This window comes from Streptomyces sp. NPDC056144 (assembly GCF_042264145.1).
Taxonomy (GTDB): Bacteria; Actinomycetota; Actinomycetes; order Streptomycetales; family Streptomycetaceae; genus Streptomyces.
In genome coordinates this window covers 663,584-685,831 of sequence record NZ_JBHJVF010000001.1, presented here as the reverse complement: position 1 = coordinate 685,831, position 22,248 = coordinate 663,584, and the positions used below count along the sequence as shown (strand labels likewise).

The following is a 22,248-nucleotide window of genomic DNA, read 5'->3' as shown; positions in this document are numbered from 1 at the left end:
GAGACGGGCGGGGGCGCGGGGAGCTGTCGTCCTGCCCCTGCCACGGCGTTATGGTCCGCCGGTGGCCGGGACGCGTCGGGCCTCCCGGCCCGCCTGGGTGCCGCCCGCGCTGCGGGTCAGGGCCTCCGCGTGGGCCGCGCGGGCGTGGGTGAGGACCGCGGGGGCGCGGGTCGCGGCGCGGGCCTCGGGGTGCCAGCCGAGGAGGTGGCGCCAGACGAGGGGGGTGCCGGTGAGGGGGCGGGTGACGAGTCCCGGGGTGGCGGGGAAGGTGGCCCGGCAGAGGCCGACGGCGCGGCCGACCTGGACCAGGTGGACGCAGGAGGCGGTGTCCGTCTCGTACACGCAGGCGGGGGTGAACCCCGCGCGGACGCAGGCGGCGGCGAAGCAGTCGCCGAAGCAGCCGTCGCCGGGGACGTCGGTCCAGGCCTCCACCGCCAGTTCGGCGAGGTCGAGTTCGGTGCGGGAGGCCAGCGGGTGACCGGCCGCGAGCATGACGTGGACGGGGTCGCGGGCGATCTCGGTCCAGGCGAGGCGTCCCGCCTCGGGCGGGGAGCTCTCGCCGCAGACGCCGACGAGGGCGAAGTCGAGGCGGCCGGCGGTGACCCCCCGGGCGATCTCCCCTTCCGACCAGGAGGTGTGGGTGGTCACCGGCGCGCCCGGGTCGGTACGGGCCAGCCGGTCGACGAGGCCGCCGAGGAGCGGTCCGTGGGTGCCGCCGAGCCGGTAGCCGTCGGCGCCCTCGCGGGCGAACCGGACGGCTTCCCGCTGGAGTTCGCAGACCGCGGGGAGCACGACGCGGGCGCGTTCGAGGACCAGGTCGCCGAGGGCCGTGGTGCGCACGCCCTCCCGGCTCCGCTCGAAGAGCGTGCCGCCCAGGGCGCGTTCGATGCGTTTGAGCTGGGCACTGAGCGCGGGCTGCGCGAGACCGAGGGTGGTGGCGGCGCGCGTGAGACTGCCCGCGTCCGCGATGGCCCGGATCGCCTTGAGGTGCCTCAACTCCAAGTCCATGACCAAAGCTTGACCCGCGCGCGCCCACAGGTCCAGACCAAGGACCGCTACCGCGGTTCCGTGAGCAGGGTCGCCAGCGTGTCGGCGTACGCCACGAGGTCGTCCCGCCCGGATCCGTCCCGCGCGCGCCGGAATCCGTGCCGCCGCCCCCAGAACGCCGCCTGCACGGCGTGGAACTGGGCCCAGCGCCGCACACGCTCCCGGTCGAGTTCGGCGGCTTCGCCGAACACGGCGACGGCCCGGTGGACGGCGGCCCGCAGGTCGTCGGCGGCGAGGAAGGCGAGCGCGCGGGTCTTGAGGAGCGTGCCGCCGTCGTAGGCGGGGTCGCCCGCGCAGCCCTTGGGGTCGACGGCGAGCCACGGTTCGCGGACGGCGGGCAGGATGTTGCGGGCGTGCAGGTCGCCGTGGACGAGGGTGTCGGGCTGGACGGAGCCGAGTTCGCGGACCGTGGCCACGGCCTCCGCCACGACGGCGTCGGGCAGGGCGCCCGCGAACTCCGCCGCGTCCGCCCGCAGCCCCTCCTCCCACGCCTGCGCCTTGTCCTGGAGCCGGGGCAGTCCGGCGGGCGCGGGGACGGCCAGGCGGCGGCTGAGGCGGCCCGCGACGCGCAGGACGGCGTCCTCGTCGGGGAGGTCGGCCAGGGTGCCGGGCGAGGCCCGCTCCAGGAGCATCGCGAAGCGGGCGTCGTCCCGTTCGTGGAGCAGGACGGCGCCGCGTCCGCCCCAGGCGGCGAACGCGTCGGGCTCGTGGACGTTGCCGGGGTGCGGGAAGGAGACCTTCAGGACCGCGGCCGTCCCGTCCGCCCGCCGTACGGGGACGATGACCCCGACCCCGCCGTGCAGGACCTCGCCGTCCCGCGCGCACCGCCACGAGCCGAGCAACTCCGCTACCAGGGAGGGCAGTCCGGAGAGCCACGCCTCGCCCTTCTCGCCCTCGCGCTCGATCGTGGTCCGCGCGAACGCCTCTGGTGTTCCGATCATCCCGACACGGTACGCGGGGACGGGTAGCGGCTCCGTCAGGACCGCCCCGCTCGTTCACGTACATGAACTGCACATACATACGCACCCATTGACGCGCCCACGGCGACACCTTTAGCGTCCCGTCCAGAGCCGCTGGAAAGCGCTTTCTGCATCGCTTCCGGCACCCCCACACCCCCACCTCGACCCTCACCCCCACACCCTGGAGAACACCGATGCGCACGGGACCCGTCATCGCCTGTGCCGGTCTGCTGGCCGGCACGCTCGTCTCCCTGACCGGCACGGCCGCGCAGGCCGCCGCCACCCCGTACGAGGCCGAGGCCTCCCCCGCCGTCTGCACCGGCGCCATCGAGTCCAACTGGGCCGGTTTCAGCGGCACCGGCTTCTGCAACGGCACCAACGCGGCCAACGCCTATGCCCAGTTCACCGTCAACGCCTCGGCCGCCGGTACCGCCGCCCTCACCGTCCGCTTCGCGAACGGCACCACGACCGCCCGCCCCGCCGCCCTCCTCGTGAACGGCGCGACGGTCTCGTCCGCCTCGTACGAGGGCACCGGCGCCTGGTCGTCCTGGGCCACGAAGACCTTCACCGTCCCGGTGAACGCGGGCGCCAACACCGTGCGCCTCAACCCCACCGCCGCCGACGGTCTCCCCAACATCGACCGCCTCGACGCCGAGGTCACCGCCACCACCCCGCCGCCCGCCGGCTCCGCCCTCTACGTCGCCCCGAACGGCACGGACGGCGCGGCCGGGACGGTCTCCGCGCCCACCACCCTGGCCTCGGCGATCTCCCGCGTGACCTCCGGCGGGACGATCTACCTGCGCGGCGGCACCTACAGCCACAGCACGACCGTCACCGTCCCGGCCGGGAAGAACGGCACGGCGTCCGCCCGCACCAAGCTCTCCGCCTACCCCGGCGAGGTCCCGGTCCTGAACTTCTCCGCCATGACCGAGGACCCGGCCAACCGCGGTCTCACCCTGAACGCCGACTACTGGCACGTGACCGGCCTCGTCGTCGAGCGGGCCGGGGACAACGGCATCTACGTCGGCGGCAGCAACAACGTGATCGAGCGCACGGTGACCCGCTTCAACCGCGACTCCGGCCTCCAGCTCGGCCGCATCGCCTCCAGCACCCCGCAGAGCCAGTGGCCGTCGAACAACCTCGTCCTGAGCGCCGAGTCCCACGACAACGCCGACTCCGACGGCGAGGACGCCGACGGCTTCGCCGCGAAGCTCACGGTGGGCGCCGGGAACGTCTTCCGGTACGCCGTCTCCCACCACAACATCGACGACGGCTGGGACCTCTACACCAAGACCGACACGGGTCCCATCGGCGTCGTCATCGTCGAGGACTCCCTCGCCTACGACAACGGCACCCTCTCCGACGGCACCCAGAACACCGCGGGCGACCGCAACGGCTACAAGCTCGGCGGCGAGTCCATCCCCGTGAACCACGTCGTGCGCCGCAGCATCGCCTTCCACAACGGCAAGCACGGCTTCACGTACAACAGCAACCCGGGCACGATGGCCGTCTCCAACAACCTGAGCGTCGACAACGGGCAGCGCAACTTCGCCTTCGACGTGGGCACTTCGGTCTTCCGGAGCAACACCTCGTGCCGCTTCACCGGCACCACGACCGACAAGATCACCGGGGACGCCGACGGCTCGAACCAGTTCTGGTCGGGGACGAACGGATCGCGCTGCTCCTCCTACTCCGGCGCCCTGAGCTGGTCGTACGCCTCGGACGGCCGTCTCGTGGTCACCCTGGGCGGCAAGCAGGTGATTCTGTAACGGCCGATCGGGTGGTTGTCCGCCACGGCGGGAGGGCCGTACGGGTTCCCCCGCCGTGGCCGGTTCACCATGATGACCCCGGCGGATCCCTCGGCTTCCGCACCCGCGCACGGTGGTGAAGGGGAGATCATGGGCTTCCGACTCAGGGCCGCCTCACGGCTCCTGACGATGTGTCTGATCATGGGCGCCTCCGGCGGAGGAACCCAAGGCCCGGCCTCCGCCGCCCCTCCGCCCAAGGCCCCGGCCGCCCTCCCCGCCGACCAGCACACCATCTCCCACGACGACCTGCGGACCGGCTGGGACAAGGACGAGCCCGGCCTCGCCCCCTCCCAGGTGTCGAGCTCCGACTTCGGCCTCCAGTTCTCCACGACCGTCGACGGCCAGGTCTACGCCCAGCCCCTCGTCGTCGGCGACACGCTCGTGGCCGCCACCGAGAACAACAAGGTGTACGGGATCGACGCGGCCGGCGGGGCGATCACCTGGACCAGGAACCTCGGCGCCCCCTGGCCCGCCTCCGCCATCACCTGCGGCGACCTCGTGCCGAACATCGGCGTCACCTCCACCCCCGTCTACGACCCGGCGACGAACGCCGTCTACCTCACCTCGAAGGTGAACGACGGCCCCGACCTCCAGCACCCCAACTGGTACGTGCACGCCCTCGACCCCGCGACCGGCGCCGAGCGCTCCGGCTGGCCGGTCAAGGTGACGGGCGCGCCCGTGAACGATCCGGGGCGCGCGTTCAACCCGTACACGGCGGGGCAACGCCCCGGCCTGCTCCTGATGGGCGGTTCCGTCTACGCGGCCTTCGCCTCGCACTGCGACCGGGGGCCGTACGTCGGCTATGTGATGGGCGTGAACACGGCGACCCGCAGGACGACGCTGTGGGCCACCGAGGACGCCTCCGCCAACGGCATGGCGGGCGTCTGGATGAGCGGCGGCGGTCTCGTCTCCGACGGTCCGGGCCGGATCCTCTTCTCCACGGGCAACGGGGTCTCCCCCGCGCCGGGCCCCGGCACCCCGCCGCCCGGCCAGCTCGCCGAGTCGGTGGTGCGGCTCGGGGTGAACAGCGACGGCACGATGTCGGCGCAGGACTTCTTCAGCCCGTCGAACGCGGCCGAGCTCGACCTCAACGACACCGACCTCGGCTCCGGCGGCCCGGTCGCCCTCCCCGGACCGGTCTTCGGCACCAGCCGGTACCCGCGGCTGCTCGTGCAGATCGGCAAGGACGGGCGGCTGTTCCTCCTCGACCGGGACAACCTCGGCGGGCGCGCCCAGGGCCCCGGCGGCTCCGACAAGGTGGTCGGCGTGTTCGGCCCGTACGAGGGGGTGTGGGGGCACCCGGCGGTCTACGGCGGCCAGGGCGGGTACGTGTACACGATCGGCAGCCGCGGTCCGCTGCGGGCCTTCGCGTACGGGCTCACCGGCTCCGGCCTGCCGGCCTTCACCAACACCGGGAGCAGCACGGGCACCTTCGGCTACACCTCGGGTTCGCCGGTGATCACCTCGACGGGGACGAACGCGGGCTCGGCGCTCGTGTGGGCGGTGTACTCGGACGGCGCGAACGGCGCCAACGGCCAGCTGCGCGCGTACGACGCCGTGCCGGTGAACGGGCAGCTGCGGCTGCGCTGGTCGGCGCCGATCGGGATCGCCTCGAAGTTCGCCGTGCCCGCGACGAACAACGGCCGGGTCTACGTCGGCACCCGCGACGGGCACGTCATGGCCTTCGGCCGCCCGGCGAACACGGCCCTGACGGGGTCGCCGGTGGACGTCGGGGACGTGGCGGTCGGGGCGAGCGGTACGGCCACGGCGACCGTCACGGCCACGCGTGACGTGACGGTCTCCGCGGTGGGCACACCGGGCGGGAGCCCGTTCACGGTGTCGGCCGTGGGCCTGCCCCGGGCGCTGCGCACGGGAGAGTCGTTCAGCGCGCAGGTGAGGTTCGCGCCGACCGTGCCCGGGCCCGACACGTCCGCGGTCACCTTCACCACCGATCTGGGTGACAGCGCCCTCGGGGTGACGGGGTACGGGACGCGGCCGGGGCTGCTCGCCTCGCCCGCCTCGCTCGACTTCGGCACGGTCGCCACGACGACGAGCAAGTCGCTCGGCGTCACCTTCACGAACACCGGCACGGAGGACGAGACGGTCGCCTCCGTCGCCGTCCCGTCCGCCCCGTTCACGGCGACGGGCCCGCCCGCGCCGGGCACGGTCGTCCCGCCGCGCCAGTCGCTGACCGTGCAGGTGGCGTACGCGCCCACCGTCGCCCGGGACGACAGCGGGACCCTCGCCGTGACCGGGCAGAACGGCACGGCGTCCGTGCCGCTGAAGGCGACCGCCGTGACCGGGCGCGCCCAGCTGACGGTGACACCGACCTCCACCGGTTTCGGGCAGGTGAAGGTCGGCCAGTCCGTCACCAGGACCTTCGACATCAGCAACACCGGCAACATCCCGCTCACCATCACCAAGGCGAAGCCGCCGACCGCGCCCTTCCACGTCACCAACCCGGTGAGCGAAGGCCAGGTCCTCGGCCCCGAGGACGTCGTCCACCAGTCCGTCACCTTCTCGCCGACCTCGCTCGGGGCGGTCACGGCCGCGTACGAGCTGACCGCGAACGACGGGCGCGGTCCGCAGAACGAGACCCTGACGGGGACGGGTGTCGCCGGGACCGGCGTCACCCTGCCCGCCCCGAGCGCGGGCGGCTGGAAGCTGAACGGCTCCTCGCGGGTCTCCGGCGCCGACCTCCAGCTGACCCAGGCGAGCCCCTCCCAGCGCGGCTCGGCCGTCTTCCCGGTGCCCGTCCTCACCGACGGCCTCAAGGTCAGCTTCCGCGCGGTGATCGGCGGCGGCACCGGCGCCGACGGCCTCGCCCTCGCGCTCCTCGACCCGGCCCGTACGACCCCGAGCGCGCTCGGCGGGACCGGCGGAGGCCTCGGCTACAGCGGCCTGCCGGGCGTGGCCGTCACCGCCGACACGTACAAGAACCCGGGCGACCCGTCGGCGAACTTCGTCGGCATCGCCACCGGCGGCTCGGGCTCCTCGCTCACGTACGCCGCCACGACCACGGACATCCCGAACCTGCGCGCCGGCACGCACACCGTCGCGTTCACGATCAGCGGCAAGACGTTCACGCTCTCCGTCGACGGCGTCCAGAAGCTCACCACCACCGTGGCCGCGCTGCCGCCGGCCGCGCTCCTCGCCTTCACCGGCGGGACCGGGTCGATCACGGACATCCACGCCGTGCGGTACGTGACGATCAGCGCGAGCTCGTACGCGCTGCCGCCACCGGGCCCGAACGGCTGGACGTACAACGGCGCCGCGGCCCTGTCCGGGACGAGTCTGGTCCTCAACCCGGCCCAGACGTACGTGAAGGGCACGGCGATCCAGGGCACGGCGGTCCCGTCGGCGCGGCTGCGGGCCCGGTTCACGGCGACCCTCTCCGGCGGGACGGGCGGCGACGGCATGGCGCTGATGCTCCTCGACGCGTCGAGGACGACTCCGAAGGCGATCGGCTTCGGGGGCGGCGGGCTCGGCTACAGCGGGCTCCCGGGGATCGCCGTCACCCTGGACACGTACCGCAACCCGGGCGAGCCGTCGTCGAACTTCGTCGGCGTCGCCACGAGCGGCTCGGCCTCCACCCTCACGTACGCCGCGACCTCGACGGCCGTCCCCGCGCTCCGTACCGGCAGCCACGTCGTCGACGTGAACGTGTCCTCGACGGGCCGGCTGCTCGTGCTCGTCGACGGCCGCCAGGTGATCGACGCGGCGGTGACGCTGCCGCCGAACGTCCTAGTCGGATTCGGCGGCGCCACCGGAGGATTGACGGACCGTCATGTCGTCACGGGCATGCGCGTCGGGTACTGATCACCCGGCGCCCCACGCGGTAGTGTCGCCGCTTTCGGCACTCTTCCGCGAAGTGGGCGATGCGCATGACCGAAATGAGCCGGATATACGCCGACACCTGTCTGAAGGAGTCCGGGGGCGGCGGTCTCGGGGACGCCGTCACCCGGGCCGTCTTCCCGCCGGCCTTCGAGAAGGCCTGGCGCTCCTACCTCCTGCCCCGGCCCTGGTTCGTGGACGCCGCGGAGACGGAGGCCTTCGCCCGGGACCTGGGCACCCTCTTCGAGCTCCTCGTCTCGCTGCCGGAGCGGCTGCACGGCGGTGACATGGAGCGGTACGCGGAGGCCGTCGGGATCGACCCGCGCCTCGGGGCGCTGCTCGGCCGGGGCGCGTCGGGGAAGCCCGCGCTGCTCGGTCGCGCGGACGCGTACCACGACGGCACCGCGTACAAGCTCCTGGAATTCAACCTCGGCAGCGAGGTCGGCGGCCTCGAACTCGCCGTCTTCAACCAAAGCCTCCTCGGCGTACCGGAGTTCGCCGCCTTCGCCCGCGAACACGGCCTCGGGCACGTGGACATCGGCGCGCGGATGGCGGCCGTGCTGCGCGAGCGGGCACGCCCCGCGGTGGCGGGCGGCGGCGAGCCGGTGATCGGGCTGATCGAGGGGCGGGGCGGAGTCGCCGCGTACGGCCGGATGATGGAGGCCACGCGGGAGGCGATGGCCCGGCACGGTCTCGACCTGCGGGTGGGCGAGGTCGGGGACGTACGGACACGGCCCGACGGCAAGCTGACCCTGCGCGGGACGCCGCTCGACCTGGTGCTGCGGAACTTCGCGGCGAGCCAGCTGCTCGACGACCCGGACGGGCCGGAGGTGGTGGAGCCGTTCCTGCGGGCCGACGCGGCGGGGAAGACGGTGCTCTTCACCTCCCTGGAGAGCGGCTTCTTCGGGAACAAGAACGCCCTCTCGCTGCTCACCGACCCGCGCGCGGCGCTCGACGCGGACGAGCTGGCGCTGACCGAGCGGCTGCTGCCCCTGACCCGCCGTCTTGACGCGGCCGGCGACCCGGCGGTCGTCGACCGCTGCCTCGCCGAGCGGGAGCGGTACATCCTGAAGCCCGGCGCCGGGTACGGCGGACTCGACACGTACGTCGGCTGGGAGACGTCCGAGGACGCGTGGCGGCGGCTGGTCACGCGCGCGCTCGCGAGCGGGGACTACGTCGTGCAGGAGCGGGTCGTCCCGCGCCCCGAGCCCGTGTACGACCCGGCGACCGGGGCCGTCGACGACTGGATCGCGGTCCTCGGGATCTTCGTCACCGAACAGGGCTACGCGGGCACGCACGCGCGGGCGAACCGGGCCGACGGGGGCGCGATCGTCGGCCTCAGCAGCAATCCGGGAACGCGGATGGTGGGCGTGTTCTCCCACTCCTGAGAGGGGTCAGGAGGCGCTCCGCGGCCCGGGCTTGAGCGCCTCCACCGCGCTGAGCATCAGCTCCAGCGCGAAGGGATAGCCGCTGTCCCGCATGTCCGCCGCGAGGAGCGGGAAGATCGCCGCGATGTGCGGGTGGGTCTCGGCCGAGAGCTTGCCGTACACCGACTGCCAGACCTCCTCGTCCGCCTCCCTGGCGGCCGGCGGCAGGGACTTCGCCGCCGCGTCCTGGGCGGCGAAGGCCAGCGCCTGGTCGACGAAGGCGTGGTAGATCCGCACGGCGAGGGGGTCGGGGAAACCGCCCTCGCGCAGGATGCCGAGGATGCGTTCCACGGCCCGGGTCTCGTGGACGCGTCCGGTGGTGCGGAAGGCGGCGAGGACGGCCGCCTGGGGGTGGTTCTGGTACGAGGAGTGGATCCGCAGCCCCATGGTGCGCAGGTCCGTCCGCCAGTCCCCCGTCTCCTCCCAGCCCTCCTGGGCCCGGCCGATCAGCGTGTCGGCGATGGCGAGGAGCAGCGCGTCGGTGTTGCGGAAGTAGCGGTAGAGCGCGCTCGGGTCGGCCCCGAGCGCCGCTCCGAGCCGCCGTACGGACAGCGCGTCCGCGCCGTGCTGGGCGACGAGGCGGAGCGCCGTGTCGATGATCAGCTGCTCCGAGAGGACGGCGCCCTGCTTGGTGGGGCGGCGGCGCTGCCTGCTGACTTCGGGGACCACGCGTTCGGACATGGCCGGAACCTTACGACAACACCATTGACGTGTAAACGGGCTCACGCTTCCCTTGCTCCCGTCGATATGACGTCCGTCTCATCGTCGTCCAGCACGTTTGGAGCGTTCCATGGCCAAGGCCGATCTGGTCTTCACCCAGGGTCCCGTGTTCACCGCGGACTCCGCCCGTACCCGGGCGACCTCCCTCGCCGTCATCGGGGAGCGGATCGCGGCCGTCGGCCATGACGAGGTGCGCGAGCTCATCGGCCCGGACACCGAGGTCGTCGACCTGACCGGGAAGCTGCTGCTCCCCGGCTTCCAGGACGCGCACATCCACGCGGTCTTCGGCGGCGCCGAGCTGTCCCAGTGCGACCTGACCGAGACCGTCGACGTCGCCGAGTACCTGGCGCGCGTCCGCGCCTACGCGGAGGCCAACCCGGACCGCGAGTGGATCACCGGCGGCGGCTGGTCGATGGAGAGCTTCGAGGGCGGCCTGCCGACCCGGCAGCTCCTCGACTCCGTCGTCCCGGACCGCCCGGTCCTGCTCACCAACCGTGACCACCACGGCGCCTGGGCCAACACGCGCGCCCTGGAACTGGCCGGAATCACCGCCGCCACCCCCGATCCGGCCGACGGCCGCATCGAGCGCGAGGCCGACGGGTTCCCCAGCGGCATGCTCCAGGAGGGCGCCACGGCGCTCGTCAGCAAGCTGACGCCGCCGAGCACGGCCGCGGACCGCCTGGCGGGGCTGCACCGCGCGCAGACCCTCCTGCACTCGCTCGGCATCACCGGCTGGCAGGACGCACTCCTCGGCGAGCTGCACGGCCAGCCCGACCCCTCCGACGCGTACGTGACGGCAGCCAACGACGGCACGCTCACCGCCCGGGTGACCGGCGCGCTGTGGTGGGACCGCGAGCGGGGCACCGAGCAGCTCGCCGAGCTGGTGGCGCGCCGCGAGAAGCTGACCACGGGCCGCTTCCGCGCGACCTCGATCAAGATCATGCAGGACGGCGTCGCGGAGAACTTCACCGCGGCGATGATCAACCCGTACCTGGACGGCTGCGGCTGCGCGACGACGAACTCCGGCCTGAGCTTCGTCGACCCCGAGGCGCTGCGCGGGTACGTGACCGAGCTCGACGCCCTCGACTTCCAGGTCCACTTCCACGCGCTCGGCGACCGTGCCGTCCGCGAGGCCCTGGACGCGGTCGAGGCGGCGGTCGCCGCCAACGGCCGCCGCGGCAACCGCCACCACCTCGCGCACCTCCAGGTCGTGCACCCCGACGACCTGGCGCGCTTCGCGCAGCTCGGCGCCATCGCCAACATCCAGCCCCTGTGGGCGGCCCACGAGCCGCAGATGGACGAGCTCACGATCCCGTTCCTCGGCCCGGAGCGCGCGGCCTGGCAGTACCCGTTCGCCTCGCTCGTCCGCGCCGGTGCCACGCTCGCCGCGGGCAGCGACTGGCCGGTGTCCAGCCCGGACCCGATCCTCGGCATCCACGTGGCCGTGAACCGCCAGGACCCGGAGTCGCCCGACGCGCCGGTCTTCTACCCCGAGCAGCGGATCGACCTGCCGACCGCGCTGGCCGCCTACACCGCCGGCACGGCCCACGTGAACGGGCACGAGGACGCGGGCAGCCTGCGCGCGGGCAACCTGGCCGACCTCGTGGTCCTCGACCGCGACATCCTCACGGCCCCGCCGGAGGAGATCGCCGCGGCCAGGGTCGAGCGGACCTACGTCGGCGGCAAGCTCGTCCACGCGGTCTGACCGGGCGGGGCCGGCCGGTCATGTCACCCCTGTCGCTCCCGGTCCTCCCGCCTCAGGGAGGAGCCGCGCACGTCGAGCCGCGTCGGGACGAGCGTCCCGGACTGCTCCACGCGGCCGTGTTCCAGGACCGCGAGCATGTGCTCGACGCCCGCTTCGGCGACGGCGTCGGGGCGCAGGCTCACGGTGGTCACGGGCGGTTCGGTGTGCTCGGCGGTGACGTCCTCGCTCACGCAGGCGAGGAGCAGGTCGCCGGGTACGTCGTAGCCGAGCCGGCGGGCCGCCTCCAGAACGAGGGGCGGGCTCGCCTCGGCGACGACCAGCAGGGCGTCCGGCCGGTCTCCCCGGTCCGGCCGGTCACCCCCGTCCGGCCCGTCCCCGTGGTCGCGCAGCGCGGTCTCGACGGCGTGGACCACGGCTCCGTTGCCGGTGTCCGCGGCCCGTACGACCCGTACCTCCGCGTCGTTCTCGGCGCACCACGCCCGGTGCGCCGCGTCCACGTCGGCGTGGAAGCGGGTGGTGCTGTCCGGCACGACGACGACCGGTCTGCGGGCTCCCTGCTCGCGGAAGTGGTCGAGGACCGAGCGGACGGCCGCGTCCGTGTCCACGTCGACCCAGTGGGCCCCGGGCCGCCCCTCCACGGAGCGGTCGGAGAACACCGGGATCCGGGCGGCGAGGAGTTCGTCGACGATCCGGTCGTCGGCGGCGGGGTCGGTGACGATCACACCGTCGAGCGGCAGGTCGGCCCACTCGCTCTGGAGCGATCCGGCGGGCAGCAGGACCATCGCGTACCCGTTCCGCAGCGCGGTCGCCGCCACGGCCCCGGTCAGCCGGGCGAAGTAGGGCGACTCCACGAACGCCCAGGGCGCGCCGGCCAGTTCCCCGAGCACGTACCCGATCAGCTTGGCTCGTCCCGCGCGTAGTTGGCGCGCGGTGGCATTGGGCCGATAACCCATTCTGCGCGCTGTCTCGCGGGCCTTCTCGCGCACGGCGGGAGAGAGTCTCCCGGTGCCGTTGAGGGCCGCCGAGACGGTCGTCTTGGAGAGTCCCGCCTCGCGGGCCACATCGACGAGACGGACGCGCGGGGTGGGCGGCGAGGGCTGCCCTCGGTGGCGTGAGGCATCGGTCATGAGGACGATGTTGCCACCCCTCTGACCTTTGCAAAACCGTTCCCGCAAGGTCTTGTGCGGGAACGTTCCCGCATTAATACTCGCTGCATCCCCCAGCGCCCGTCACTACACCCGTAAAGGGGTGAGTCTGCATGCGCATGTACAGAACCATCGCGCTTCTCGCCTGTACTGCCTCCCTCGCGGCCACGACCGCCGCCTGTTCCGGCGCCACGAAGCCCCCCACGACTTCCGGGGGAGGAGCCGGCTACACGGTCTCCCCGACCTCGGCTCCCGCGAAGGGGTCGCTCGACTCCTTCACCTGGTCCCTGTACGCCGAGCCGTACACGCTCGACTACGCCCTCGCGTACGACTACCCGCCGAACACGGTCATCGCGAACCTCTGCGAGTCGCTCTTCCGGGTCACGCCCGAGATGAAGATCGAGCCGGCTCTCGCGACCGGGTACAAGCAGCCCGACCCGCGCACGCTCGTCTACACCCTGCGCTCCGGGGTGAAGTTCCACGACGGCACGACGATGACGGCCGACGACGTCGTCGCCTCCATGAAGCGCCAGATGGACCCGGCGACCGGCTCGCCGTGGGGATCGGTCTTCAAGAACGTCGACAGCATCGAGAAGACCGGGCCGCTGGAGGTCACCCTCCACCTCAGCAAGCCCGACGTCCTGCTCCACGAGCTGATGGCCGCCTCCCCCGGCACCGTCGAGAGCGCCGCCTACCTCAAGAAGGCCGGCAAGGACTACGGCACGCCCAAGGGCGGCGTGAACTGCACCGGTCCCTTCTCCCTGGAGAAGTGGGACCAGGGATCCGGCATCACGCTGAAGAAGAACGACGCCTACTGGGACACCAAGCTCGCCCCGAAGTCGAACGAGGTGAAGTTCAGCTTCATCGAGGACCCGGCGGCCCGTACGAACGCCTTCCTCACCGGCACCGCCGACGGCGGCTACATGATCCCGGCGTCCGCGTACGGACAGCTCCGCGGCAAGGGCAAGGGCGAGCTCCTGTTCGGCCCGAACACCGCCGCCTGGGACCTCGCCGTCCTCGACTTCAACGGCCCGCTCGGCAACCTGAAGGTCCGCCAGGCCCTCTCGCTCGCGCTGGACCGGAAGAACATCATCAAGGCCGCCGCCGGCGGTGTCGGCGTCACCGCGAAGGCCCCGGCCGCGCGCGGTGCCTGGGCGCTCGTCCCGGGGAAGGCCGCCGAGCACTACGACCCGCTGCCCGAGCCGGCGTACGACCTCGCCGCCGCGAAGAAGCTCGTCCAGGAGGCCGGCGTCAGCGGCCGCACGATCACCATGGTGACGAGCACGCTCGCGCCGGAGATCAGCGTCGTCGCCAACGCCCTCCAGGCCGCCGGCAAGCAGATCGGCCTGAACGTCACGCTGAAGCCCGTCTCCCCCGACGCGTACAGCAGCATCTTCGTCGACCCGAACGCCCGCGAGGGCATCGACCTGGTCATCACCAGCGGCTACGACAACACGCCGGACCCGCTGGAGTTCTACCAGTACTTCCGCACCGGGGACTTCGGCAACTACGGCAAGTGGTCCGACGCCGCGTACGACGTCGCCTTCGACGCCGCCAACTCCGAGCAGGACCCCTCCGCCCGCGCCGACAAGACCGCCGAGCTCCAGAAGATCGCGGTGCGCGAGCTGCCGAGCATCCCGGTGTTCGAGGCGCCGTACTCGGTCTTCCTCGGCAAGCGGATCACCGGCGCCCCCACCGGCATCTCCCAGCTCTACTACCCGTGGGCCGCGATGATCGGGGCCGCGAAGTAATGACCCGCTACCTCGTCGGCCGGCTCCTCGGGCTGCTGTCCGTGCTCTTCGTGACCTCTCTCCTGGTCTTCGGAAGCATCCAGCTGGCCCCCGGCGACCCGGTGACCTTCCTGCTCCACGGCCGCCCCGCGACGCCCGAGGCCGTGGCGGCCCTGCGCTCCCAGTACAACCTGGACGATCCGCTGATCGTCCAGTACGGCAAGTGGCTCGGCGGTGTCCTCCAGGGCGACTTCGGGGACTCCGCCCAGTTCCACCAGCCGGTCACCGACCTCCTCGCCTCGCGCCTGCCGGGCACGGCCATGCTCGTCGTGTACGCCGCGATCCTCGTCGCCCTCATCGGCGTCGGCTCCGGCATCCTCGCCGCGCTGCGCCCCGGCGCCGTGGACCGCACGGTCCTCATCGGCACCGGCGTCGCGACCGCCACCCCGTCCTTCGTGACCGCGATCCTGCTCGTCTCGGTCTTCTCGGTCCAGCTCGGCTGGTTCCCCGGCCCCGGCGGCACCGCGGAGGGGTTCACGGACGAGCTGTACCACCTGACCCTGCCGGCCTTCGCCCTGGCGCTCACCTTCGCGGGTCTCCTCGCCCGGGTCACCCGCTCGGCGATGCTCGACGAACTCGGCCGCGAGCACGTCGAGGTGGCGCGCGCCCGCGGCGTCGCGGGGAACACCGTGGTCCGCCGGCACGTCCTGCGAAACTCCCTCGGGCCGGTCGTCACCGTCGGCGGCACCATGCTCGCCGGACTCCTCATCAGCACCTCGATCGTCGAGACCGCCTTCGACGTCACCGGCATCGGCTCGCTGCTCGTGCAGTCCGTGACGGCCCAGGACTTCGCGGTCGTCCAGGCCATCACCCTGCTGAGCGTGGCGGCGTTCGTCCTGGTGAACCTGGTCGTCGACCTGCTCGCGCCCCTCATCGACCCCCGGCTCTCGCTCCTCGGGGAAGGCACCTCATGACCTCCACCACCACGACCCCGGTGCCGTACCGCAGGCCCGGCTTCCGCCGGCTCCGCGTCTTCGGCCAGGGCCCCCTCTTCGCCGTCTCCGTGGCGGTGCTCGCCCTCCTCGTCCTCGTCGCCGTCTTCGCTCCGCTCCTGGCGCCGTACGACCCGGAGGCCGTCGACCTGACGGCGAGCCTCGTCGGCACCAGCGCCGACCACCTGCTCGGCACCGACCAGTCCGGCCGCGACATCCTGTCCCGGCTGCTCTACGGAGCCCGTACGGGTCTGCTCGGACCGCTGCTCGTCGTCGCCGTCTCCACGCTCCTCGGCACCCTCCTGGGCGTCGTGGCCGCCTGGCGCGGCGGCTGGGCGGACACGATCCTGTCCCGCTCCATGGACATGATCTTCGCGATCCCGGGTCTGCTCCTCGCGATCCTGCTCGTGACCGTCGTCGGCCCCGGCATGACCGCGCCGGTGATCGCCATGTCGATCGCGTACACCCCGTACGTCGGCCGGCTCGTGCGCGGCATCGCCCGCCAGGAGAAGGCCCGCCCGTACATCGAGTCGTACCGGGTGCAGGGCTGGTCCGGGTGGAACGTCTCCGTGCGCCACCTGCTGCCGAACATCGCCCCGACGGTCTTCGCGCAGTCCGCGATGAACTTCGGCTACGCGCTGATGGACCTGGCCGCGCTCTCCTTCCTCGGCTTCGGCGTCCAGCCGCCGACCGCCGACTGGGGCGCGATGATCAACGAAGGCCAGTCGGCCGTCCAGCAGGGGGCGATGCTGCCCGCCCTCGCCCCCTCCGCGTGCATCGTGCTCGCCGTGGTGGCGTTCGGCATCGTCGGCGAGGGTCTCGCCGACCGGATCGCGAAGCGTGAGCGGTGAACGCCATGAACGACACGAACAACGCGGCCCAGGGCTCCGTCCCGATCCTGGAGATCGACGGGCTCGACGTCCGCCTCCCGCTCGACCGCGCGGGGCGCCCGATCCTCGACGGCGTGAGCCTGCGGGTGAACCCGGGTGAGAGCGTCGGCCTGGTCGGCGAGTCCGGCTCCGGCAAGTCCGTGGCCTGCCGCAGCGTCCTCGGCCTCCTGCCCGGCGGCGCCCGTACCACCGGCCAGGTCAGGGTCGGCGGCAAGGACGTCCTGTCCATGAACCGCAAGGAGCTGGCCGCCCTGCGGGCGAGCCAGGTCTCCATGGTCTTCCAGGACCCCCGGGCCTCCGTGAACCCGCTGCGCCGCGTCGGCGACTTCCTCACCGAGGGCCTGCGCGCCGCCGGTGTCCCGGCCGCCACGGCGACCGCCCGCGCCCTGGAACTCCTCGAAGCGGTCGGCATCCGCGACCCGAAGGGCGCGCTGCGCCGCCGCCCCCACGAGTTCTCCGGCGGCATGCTCCAGCGCGTGGTCATCGCGGCGGCGCTCGCCTCCGAGCCCGCGCTGCTCGTCGCCGACGAGCCGACCACCGCCCTGGACGTCACCACCCAGGCGGAGATCGTCCAGATCCTCACCCGCCTGCGCGCCGAGCACGGCACGGGCATGCTCTTCGTCACCCACGACCTGGAGCTGGCCGCCGCCGTCTGCGACCGCGTGTACGTGATGTACGCGGGCCGGATCGTCGAGACCCACGGCACGGACGAGCTGTTCGAGCGCCCGCGCCACCCGTACACGGCGGGCCTGCTCGCCTGCACGCCGAACATCGAGCCCGGCTCCCCGCCGCCCCGGCCCATCCCGGGCCGGCCGGTCTCGCTCGCCGAGTCGCCGAAGGGCTGCGCCTTCGCCGCCCGCTGCGCGCACGTCGTGGCCCGCTGCCACGAGGAGAAGCCGGTCCTCGCCCCGTTCGGCGACGGATTCGCCGCCTGCCACCGCGCCGACGAAGGGATCACGCTGTGACCACCTCAGCGAAGCCCGCCCCCGCCGGCGAGGGCCGGACGACCGAGGAGGGCCTCGTCGTCGAGGGCCTGCGCAAGCAGTACGGCGACCACACGGCCGTCGACGGCGTGTCCTTCACCCTCGCGCCCGGCTCCTCCCTCGCCATCGTGGGCGAGTCCGGCAGTGGCAAGACCACCACGGTCCGGATGCTCGTCGGCCTGGAGCGCCCGGACGGCGGCACCGTCCGCCTCGACGGCCGCGACCGGTCCGCGCGCCCCAAGGGCCGGGCGGAGCGGCTGGCGCGGGCCCGGGAGATCCAGATGGTCTTCCAGGACCCGTACCTCTCGCTCGACCCCCGGATCAGCGTGTCCGGCTGCGTCGACGAGGTGCTCCGCCTCCACACGGACCTCGACAAGACGGCGCGCGCGGCGCGGCTCGCCGAACTCCTCGACCAGGTGGGACTCGGCGCCCGCGAGGCCGCCGCGCTCCCGAAGGGGCTCTCCGGCGGTCAGCGGCAGCGTGTCGCGATCGCCCGCGCGCTCGCCGTGCAGCCGCGGGTCCTCGTCCTCGACGAGGCCGTGGCCGCGCTCGACGTGTCCATCCAGGCGCAGATCCTCGAACTCCTCGCCGCCATCCGGCGCGACTCGGGCATCGGCTACCTGTTCGTCACGCACGACCTGGCCGTCGTCCGGCACATCGCGGACGAGGTGATGGTCCTCAAGTCGGGCCAGGTCGTGGAGTCGGGCCCGGTCTCCCGGGTCCTGGGCTCCCCGGAACACCCGTACACCCAGCTGCTCCTGAACTCCGTGCCCCGGCGCGGGATGTTCTCGAAGGACGGCTGACCGGTACGGACGGGACGGGGGACGGACGGGGGAACAGCAGGGGGAAGCAGGCGGGGCCGGTGGCGCGGGGGGCGCGACCGGCCCCGTCGGCGTGCCGGGGTGTCAGCGCGCTTCCGTGAGGTGGCCGAGGACGGCGCGCATGGCCCGCTCCACCGCCGCGCGGGACGCGTCGGTCGGGTCGACCAGCTCGAACGCGTGGTGGCCGTCCGGTACGTCCACGATCTCGACGTCCGCGTTCCGCTTCGCGGCGGCGTCCAGGAAGTCCTGGACGGTGTCGGCGAAGGCGGGGTGCTCGCGCCCCGCACGGGTGAGAACGACCGGCGGCCCGTCGGCGGTTCCCACCGTGTCGGCAGGCCGGAAGCGGGCCTCGACCGCGCCCCAGCCCGGCAGCGGTCCGAGGGCCGGGTAGCTCGCCGCCACGCAGCGCAGCCACGGGGGCGGCGCCGCGAGCCAGTCCGCCGCGAGCGGGCCGCCGGTGGAGAAGAACCAGAGCGCGATCCGGTCCGCGTCGACGCGCGGGTCGGCGCGGACGGACGCGACGGCCTCGGCGAGGTCCTCGGCGGCGCGCGGGTAGTCGGTGAGGGCGTGCAGGCGGTGGTCCAGGGTCACGCCGACGGCGCCCAGGCTCGCCGCGTAGCGGCCGTACCCGAGGAAGAACGGCGTGTCGCGCGGGGTGGGCCGCTGGTCGGGGGCGATCGGTCCGCCGTGGACGAAGACGACGGCGGGGCGGGGGCCGTCGGCGGCGGGCAGGTGGAGGTCGACGCGCCCGTGCCGCTCGCGCGGTGCCTCCGGGACGTCCATGAGGAACGGCAGGAGGTGGGACGGCGTCCCGTGGTCCGTCGTGGCCGCCCGCTCCGGCGCGGTCACCCGCTCCCCCTCTCCCGCCGCCGCGCGCAGGAGGGCGGTGGCGAGTCCGGCGGGGTCGGAGAGCATCGGCCAGTGTCCGGTGGGCAGTTCGAGGAAGCGTACGTGTTCCTCGGTGAGCGCGAGGAACTGCGGCGGCCCCGACTCCACCAGCATCCGGACGAGGTCGAGGCTCGCCCCGTTGCCGGTGCACAGAACGCCGGTGACCGGCAGCGTCGCGGTCGCGCCGGAGAGCCGGACCGGCTGGGTGAGCGTGGCGCGGGGCTGGGGAGCGGCGCGGCGGGCAAGCCGGTCGAGGGCCTCGGCCGGGACGTCCTCGGTGCTCCCCCAGCGCGCCCAGGTGTCGCGCGTCGGGGGCGGGACCAGGGTGTCGGCGGCCGATACCGCCCGGGCCCGGAGGTCCGGGTCCTGGACGGTGCCCAGGGCGGGTTCGCCGGGCTGCGGAAGCGGCGTGTCCAGGGCGACGATCCTCGCGATCCGGCCGGGGCGCCGGTCGGCGGCGGCGAGGGCGGGGTGGAGCCCGTACCCGTGGCCGACGAGGACGACCTCGCGCGCGGTGAGTTCGTCGACGAGCCGGAGGACGTCCTCGACGTGGGTGTCCAGGTCGACACCGGCACCGCTCGCCCCGCCCTCCCCGTCCATGCCGGTGAGCGTCACCGCGTACGCCCGCGCTCCCGCCTCCCGCAGTCCCGAGGTGGTCTCGTCCCATATCCAGCCCCCGGTGAAGGCCCCTGCCACCAGCACGAATGCCGTCATGATCGTCTCCTCGCGACACCTCGGCGATCTCCTGCGGTTACGCTAGAAGCTCCCGCTGGGGGAGGTTCAAGTCGTGGGTTCCGAGGACCTGCTGAGCATCGGGGAGCTCGCCGCGCGGGCGGGCGTCACCGTGAAGACCGTCCGCTACTACTCGGACCGGGGCCTGCTCCCCGAGGCCGGCCGCAGTGGCGGCGGGCATCGGCGGTACGGTCCCGAGGCCCTGGACCGGCTGCGGTTGATCCGCTCGCTGCGCGGGCTCGAACTGCCCGTGCCCGAGGTCGAGAAGGTCATCGAGCGCGACGACGTCCTGGAGGAGGTCCTCGCGGGGCAGTTGAGGGAGCTCGGCTCCCAACTCACCGCGCTGCGCTGGCGGGAGGCGTCGCTGCGGCTCGTGAAGGAGTGCGAGGCCGGTGAACGGGCCGAGCGGCTGCGGCTGATCGGGACGATCACCCTGCCGCCGGACACGGGCGCGCTGGCCCGGTTCTGGCGCTGTTCCCTGCCCGCGCGGCTGCCCGCGCCGCTGACGCGGACGGTGCTCGACGCGGTGGTGCCGCGGCCCCCGGAGGACCCGACGCCGGGCCAGGTCCTGGCGTTCGCCCTGCTGCACGGGCTGGTGACCGATCCCCGGCTCGCGGACGAGACGTTCCGTCCGGCGCCGCCACTGCCGGCGGGCGCGTACCGGGCTGCGGTGCTGTACGAGGGGCTCGCCGAGGCCTACGCCCTGGCGGAGCGGGCGCCGAAGGCCGAGGACGGTTCGCCCGGGGAGGGCGGCGAGGCGCTCGACTGCTTCGTGGCGGCGTACGCGGGCGCTCTCGGCACGCGCGACACGCCCGCGTTCCGGCGGCGGCTCCTGGGGCTGCTGGGCCTGAGCGACGGCCCGGTGATCCGCCGCTACTGGAAGCTCGCCGCCGGCCTGTTCGCCCCGGGCGAGCCGGTGCTCGGCGCGCTCCACCACCACCTCTCCGTCGCCCTGCACGCGCAGGTCGCCGCGCGGGCGGCCTGACCGGTCGGCGGACGGCCGTCAGCGGACGGCCGTGTGGAGGTGCTGGGCGCGGGTCCTGGACGGCGGGTCGGCGGGGAGGGTGGCGGTGAGGGGGAAGCCGCGGCCGAGGGCGGTACGGCAGGAGCCCTCGTTGCCGACGGCGTGCACCAGCTCCAGGGCGCGTCCCGCGAACGGGCTGTCGTCGCGCGCGGCCCAGTCCGCCACGAGCCCCAGGGCCCGGGAGGCGATGCCGCGGCCTCTGGCCTCGGCGGCGGTCCAGTAGCCGATCCGCACGGGCGCCGGGGGCGCGCCGGTCGTGGTGAGGGCGATGTGCCCCAGCGGACGGCCCGCGGCGTGCGGCCCCGGACCGGTCTCCTCGACGGCGAACGCCGCCCTCGTCCCCGCCTCCCACCCGCGGCGCTGCGCGTCCACCCACTCCCGCGCCTCGGCGGTCGTGTCCAGGTGGGTGGCGAGCCAGGCGCGCAGCTGGTCGTCGCCGTGGTGGCGTACGAGCACGTCGGCGTCCTCGGGGGCCCACGGGCGCAGCGACAGGCCCTCGGCGGCGCTCTCCCGGAGGGTGGGTTGTGCGGTGTCCATGGGGGGACGGTACCCCGGGGCCCGGCGCACCCGTGCGCGTGGTGTTTCCGCGCACACGGGTGAACGGGCGCATGCCGGGCGGTGGGGCGGGGAAGGCGCGGGTGCGGCCGGGGAGCGGCCCGGGACCGGGAATCGAGGAGTTGGTGAGGGTGGCGGTGAGCGCGGAGGCGGTGGGCGCGCCGTGCTGGGTGAGTCTGGCGGCACGCGATCTCGACGCGGCGGAGCGGTTCTACGGGGCGGTGTTCGGCTGGTCGTTCCGGCGGGGCGCGCTCGGGGACGAGTACGCGGTCGGCGAGCTGGACGGGGTGCCGGTGGCCGGGATCGCGGCGGTGGCCTCGCAGCTGGCGGTGCCCGTGGCGTGGACGGCGTTCTTCGCGGTCGACGACGCGGACGCGGCGGTGGCCCGGATCAGGGAGCGCGGCGGCACGATCGGCGTGGGGCCGGTGGCGTTCCCGCCCCGGGGGCGGGCGGCGCTCGCGACGGACCCGGACGGGGCGGCGTTCGCGGTGTGGGAGGGGCGGCTCGTCTCGCGGTGGCGGGTGGGCGAGCGACGGGCCCCGGCCTGGCTCCAGCTGCACACCCGGGACGCGTTCGACGCGGCGGTGTTCTACGGCGGCGTCCTCGGCTGGGCGGACGGCAGCCCCGGGGGCTGCGAGGTCAGCTACGAGAAGGACCAGGTGGTGCTGCGGTGGCGGGGCGAGGCCGTCGCCCGCCTGAACAGCGGCCCCGTGGAGTCGGCCTCGCCCCGTCCGCAGCTGCGCCCGCGCTGGCTCGTACGGTTCCGGGTTCCGGACCTGGAGGCGGCGAAGGCGGCGGTGGTCGCGCACGGCGGGGCGCTCGTGCCGGGCGAGGACTGGGGCGGGGTCGGCGCGCCGGAGGGCGGCGACGACGGGGTGGTCGTCCGCGACCCGGACGGCGCGCTGTTCACCCTGGACGCCGCGACGGAGGAGGACGCCCTGTAGGGGAGCCCTCCTCCGGACCTTCTCTTCTGCGGTTCTCCTCTTGT

At 73.7% G+C, this 22,248-nt stretch carries 17 protein-coding genes; 11 read left to right on the top strand and 6 right to left on the bottom strand.

The window, feature by feature from the left end; translation table 11 throughout:
* Window positions 1-48: 48 nt before the first annotated feature.
* Entirely contained in the window at window positions 49-1,008 is a 960-nt protein-coding gene (locus tag ACFC0Z_RS02980) for a LysR family transcriptional regulator (protein WP_376432082.1), read from the bottom strand.
* A 47-nt stretch (window positions 1,009-1,055) separates the two neighbouring features.
* Entirely contained in the window at window positions 1,056-1,988 is a 933-nt protein-coding gene (locus tag ACFC0Z_RS02975) for an aminoglycoside phosphotransferase family protein (RefSeq protein ID WP_376432080.1), read from the bottom strand.
* Window positions 1,989-2,200: 212 nt separating this feature from the next.
* On the opposite strand from ACFC0Z_RS02975, the gene ACFC0Z_RS02970 reads away from it, so the two are divergent.
* The 3 genes from ACFC0Z_RS02970 (at window position 2,201) to ACFC0Z_RS02960 (ending at window position 9,036) form a co-directional block, all read left to right on the top strand.
* Window positions 2,201-3,775 carry a carbohydrate-binding protein gene (locus tag ACFC0Z_RS02970; protein WP_376432078.1) on the top strand — a complete coding sequence of 525 codons (1,575 nt, stop codon included), beginning with the start codon at window positions 2,201-2,203 and terminating at the stop codon, window positions 3,773-3,775.
* 129 nt (window positions 3,776-3,904) lie between these two features.
* On the top strand, window positions 3,905-7,633 hold the full coding sequence (locus tag ACFC0Z_RS02965) for a choice-of-anchor D domain-containing protein (RefSeq protein WP_376432076.1): 3,729 nt from the start codon (window positions 3,905-3,907) through the stop codon (window positions 7,631-7,633).
* A 65-nt stretch (window positions 7,634-7,698) separates the two neighbouring features.
* A complete protein-coding gene (locus ACFC0Z_RS02960) occupies window positions 7,699-9,036 on the top strand; it encodes a hypothetical protein (RefSeq protein WP_376432074.1) in 1,338 nt (445 codons plus the stop codon).
* A 6-nt stretch (window positions 9,037-9,042) separates the two neighbouring features.
* Here the strand turns inward: ACFC0Z_RS02960 and ACFC0Z_RS02955 are convergent, their stop codons facing one another.
* Window positions 9,043-9,756, bottom strand: coding sequence for a TetR/AcrR family transcriptional regulator (locus tag ACFC0Z_RS02955; RefSeq protein ID WP_376432072.1), 714 nt, complete (start codon window positions 9,754-9,756; stop codon window positions 9,043-9,045).
* A gap of 109 nt (window positions 9,757-9,865) precedes the next feature.
* Between ACFC0Z_RS02955 and ACFC0Z_RS02950 the strand changes: the two genes are divergently transcribed.
* Window positions 9,866-11,500 carry an amidohydrolase gene (locus tag ACFC0Z_RS02950; protein ID WP_376432070.1) on the top strand — a complete coding sequence of 545 codons (1,635 nt, stop codon included), beginning with the start codon at window positions 9,866-9,868 and terminating at the stop codon, window positions 11,498-11,500.
* A gap of 23 nt (window positions 11,501-11,523) precedes the next feature.
* On the opposite strand, the gene ACFC0Z_RS02945 is transcribed toward ACFC0Z_RS02950, so the two are convergent.
* The gene (locus tag ACFC0Z_RS02945) at window positions 11,524-12,627 is read right to left on the bottom strand and encodes a LacI family DNA-binding transcriptional regulator (RefSeq protein ID WP_376432068.1); all 1,104 of its coding nucleotides are present in this window, start codon (window positions 12,625-12,627) and stop codon (window positions 11,524-11,526) included.
* Window positions 12,628-12,758: 131 nt separating this feature from the next.
* Here ACFC0Z_RS02945 and ACFC0Z_RS02940 point away from each other — a divergent pair, with 131 nt between their 5' ends.
* Genes ACFC0Z_RS02940 through ACFC0Z_RS02920 form a run of 5 tightly spaced genes read left to right on the top strand, consistent with a single transcriptional unit; the run spans window position 12,759 to window position 18,043 of the window.
* On the top strand, window positions 12,759-14,396 hold the full coding sequence (locus tag ACFC0Z_RS02940) for an ABC transporter substrate-binding protein (RefSeq protein WP_376432066.1): 1,638 nt from the start codon (window positions 12,759-12,761) through the stop codon (window positions 14,394-14,396).
* Window positions 14,396-15,349, top strand: a complete 954-nt coding sequence (locus ACFC0Z_RS02935) for an ABC transporter permease (RefSeq protein ID WP_376432064.1) — start codon at window positions 14,396-14,398, stop codon at window positions 15,347-15,349. Before ACFC0Z_RS02940 ends, ACFC0Z_RS02935 begins: the two co-directional genes overlap by 1 nt.
* The gene (locus ACFC0Z_RS02930; protein ID WP_376432062.1) at window positions 15,346-16,218 is read left to right on the top strand and encodes an ABC transporter permease; all 873 of its coding nucleotides are present in this window, start codon (window positions 15,346-15,348) and stop codon (window positions 16,216-16,218) included. Before ACFC0Z_RS02935 ends, ACFC0Z_RS02930 begins: the two co-directional genes overlap by 4 nt.
* Window positions 16,219-16,223: 5 nt before the next feature.
* Window positions 16,224-17,222, top strand: coding sequence for an ABC transporter ATP-binding protein (locus tag ACFC0Z_RS02925; protein WP_376432060.1), 999 nt, complete (start codon window positions 16,224-16,226; stop codon window positions 17,220-17,222).
* Entirely contained in the window at window positions 17,219-18,043 is an 825-nt protein-coding gene (locus ACFC0Z_RS02920; RefSeq protein WP_376432058.1) for an ABC transporter ATP-binding protein, read from the top strand. The genes ACFC0Z_RS02925 and ACFC0Z_RS02920 overlap by 4 nt, the downstream gene beginning before the upstream one ends.
* A 102-nt stretch (window positions 18,044-18,145) precedes the next feature.
* Here the strand turns inward: ACFC0Z_RS02920 and ACFC0Z_RS02915 are convergent, their stop codons facing one another.
* Window positions 18,146-19,663: an alpha/beta fold hydrolase gene (locus ACFC0Z_RS02915; protein WP_376432056.1), complete on the bottom strand. Its 1,518-nt coding sequence runs from the start codon at window positions 19,661-19,663 to the stop codon at window positions 18,146-18,148.
* A 73-nt stretch (window positions 19,664-19,736) separates the two neighbouring features.
* Here ACFC0Z_RS02915 and ACFC0Z_RS02910 point away from each other — a divergent pair, with 73 nt between their 5' ends.
* A complete protein-coding gene (locus ACFC0Z_RS02910; RefSeq protein ID WP_376432054.1) occupies window positions 19,737-20,666 on the top strand; it encodes a MerR family transcriptional regulator in 930 nt (309 codons plus the stop codon).
* An 18-nt stretch (window positions 20,667-20,684) separates the two neighbouring features.
* Here the strand turns inward: ACFC0Z_RS02910 and ACFC0Z_RS02905 are convergent, their stop codons facing one another.
* Window positions 20,685-21,242, bottom strand: coding sequence for a GNAT family N-acetyltransferase (locus tag ACFC0Z_RS02905; RefSeq protein ID WP_376432052.1), 558 nt, complete (start codon window positions 21,240-21,242; stop codon window positions 20,685-20,687).
* Between the two features lie 149 nt (window positions 21,243-21,391).
* Here ACFC0Z_RS02905 and ACFC0Z_RS02900 point away from each other — a divergent pair, with 149 nt between their 5' ends.
* Entirely contained in the window at window positions 21,392-22,204 is an 813-nt protein-coding gene (locus ACFC0Z_RS02900; protein WP_376432050.1) for a VOC family protein, read from the top strand.
* Window positions 22,205-22,248 lie beyond the last annotated feature (44 nt).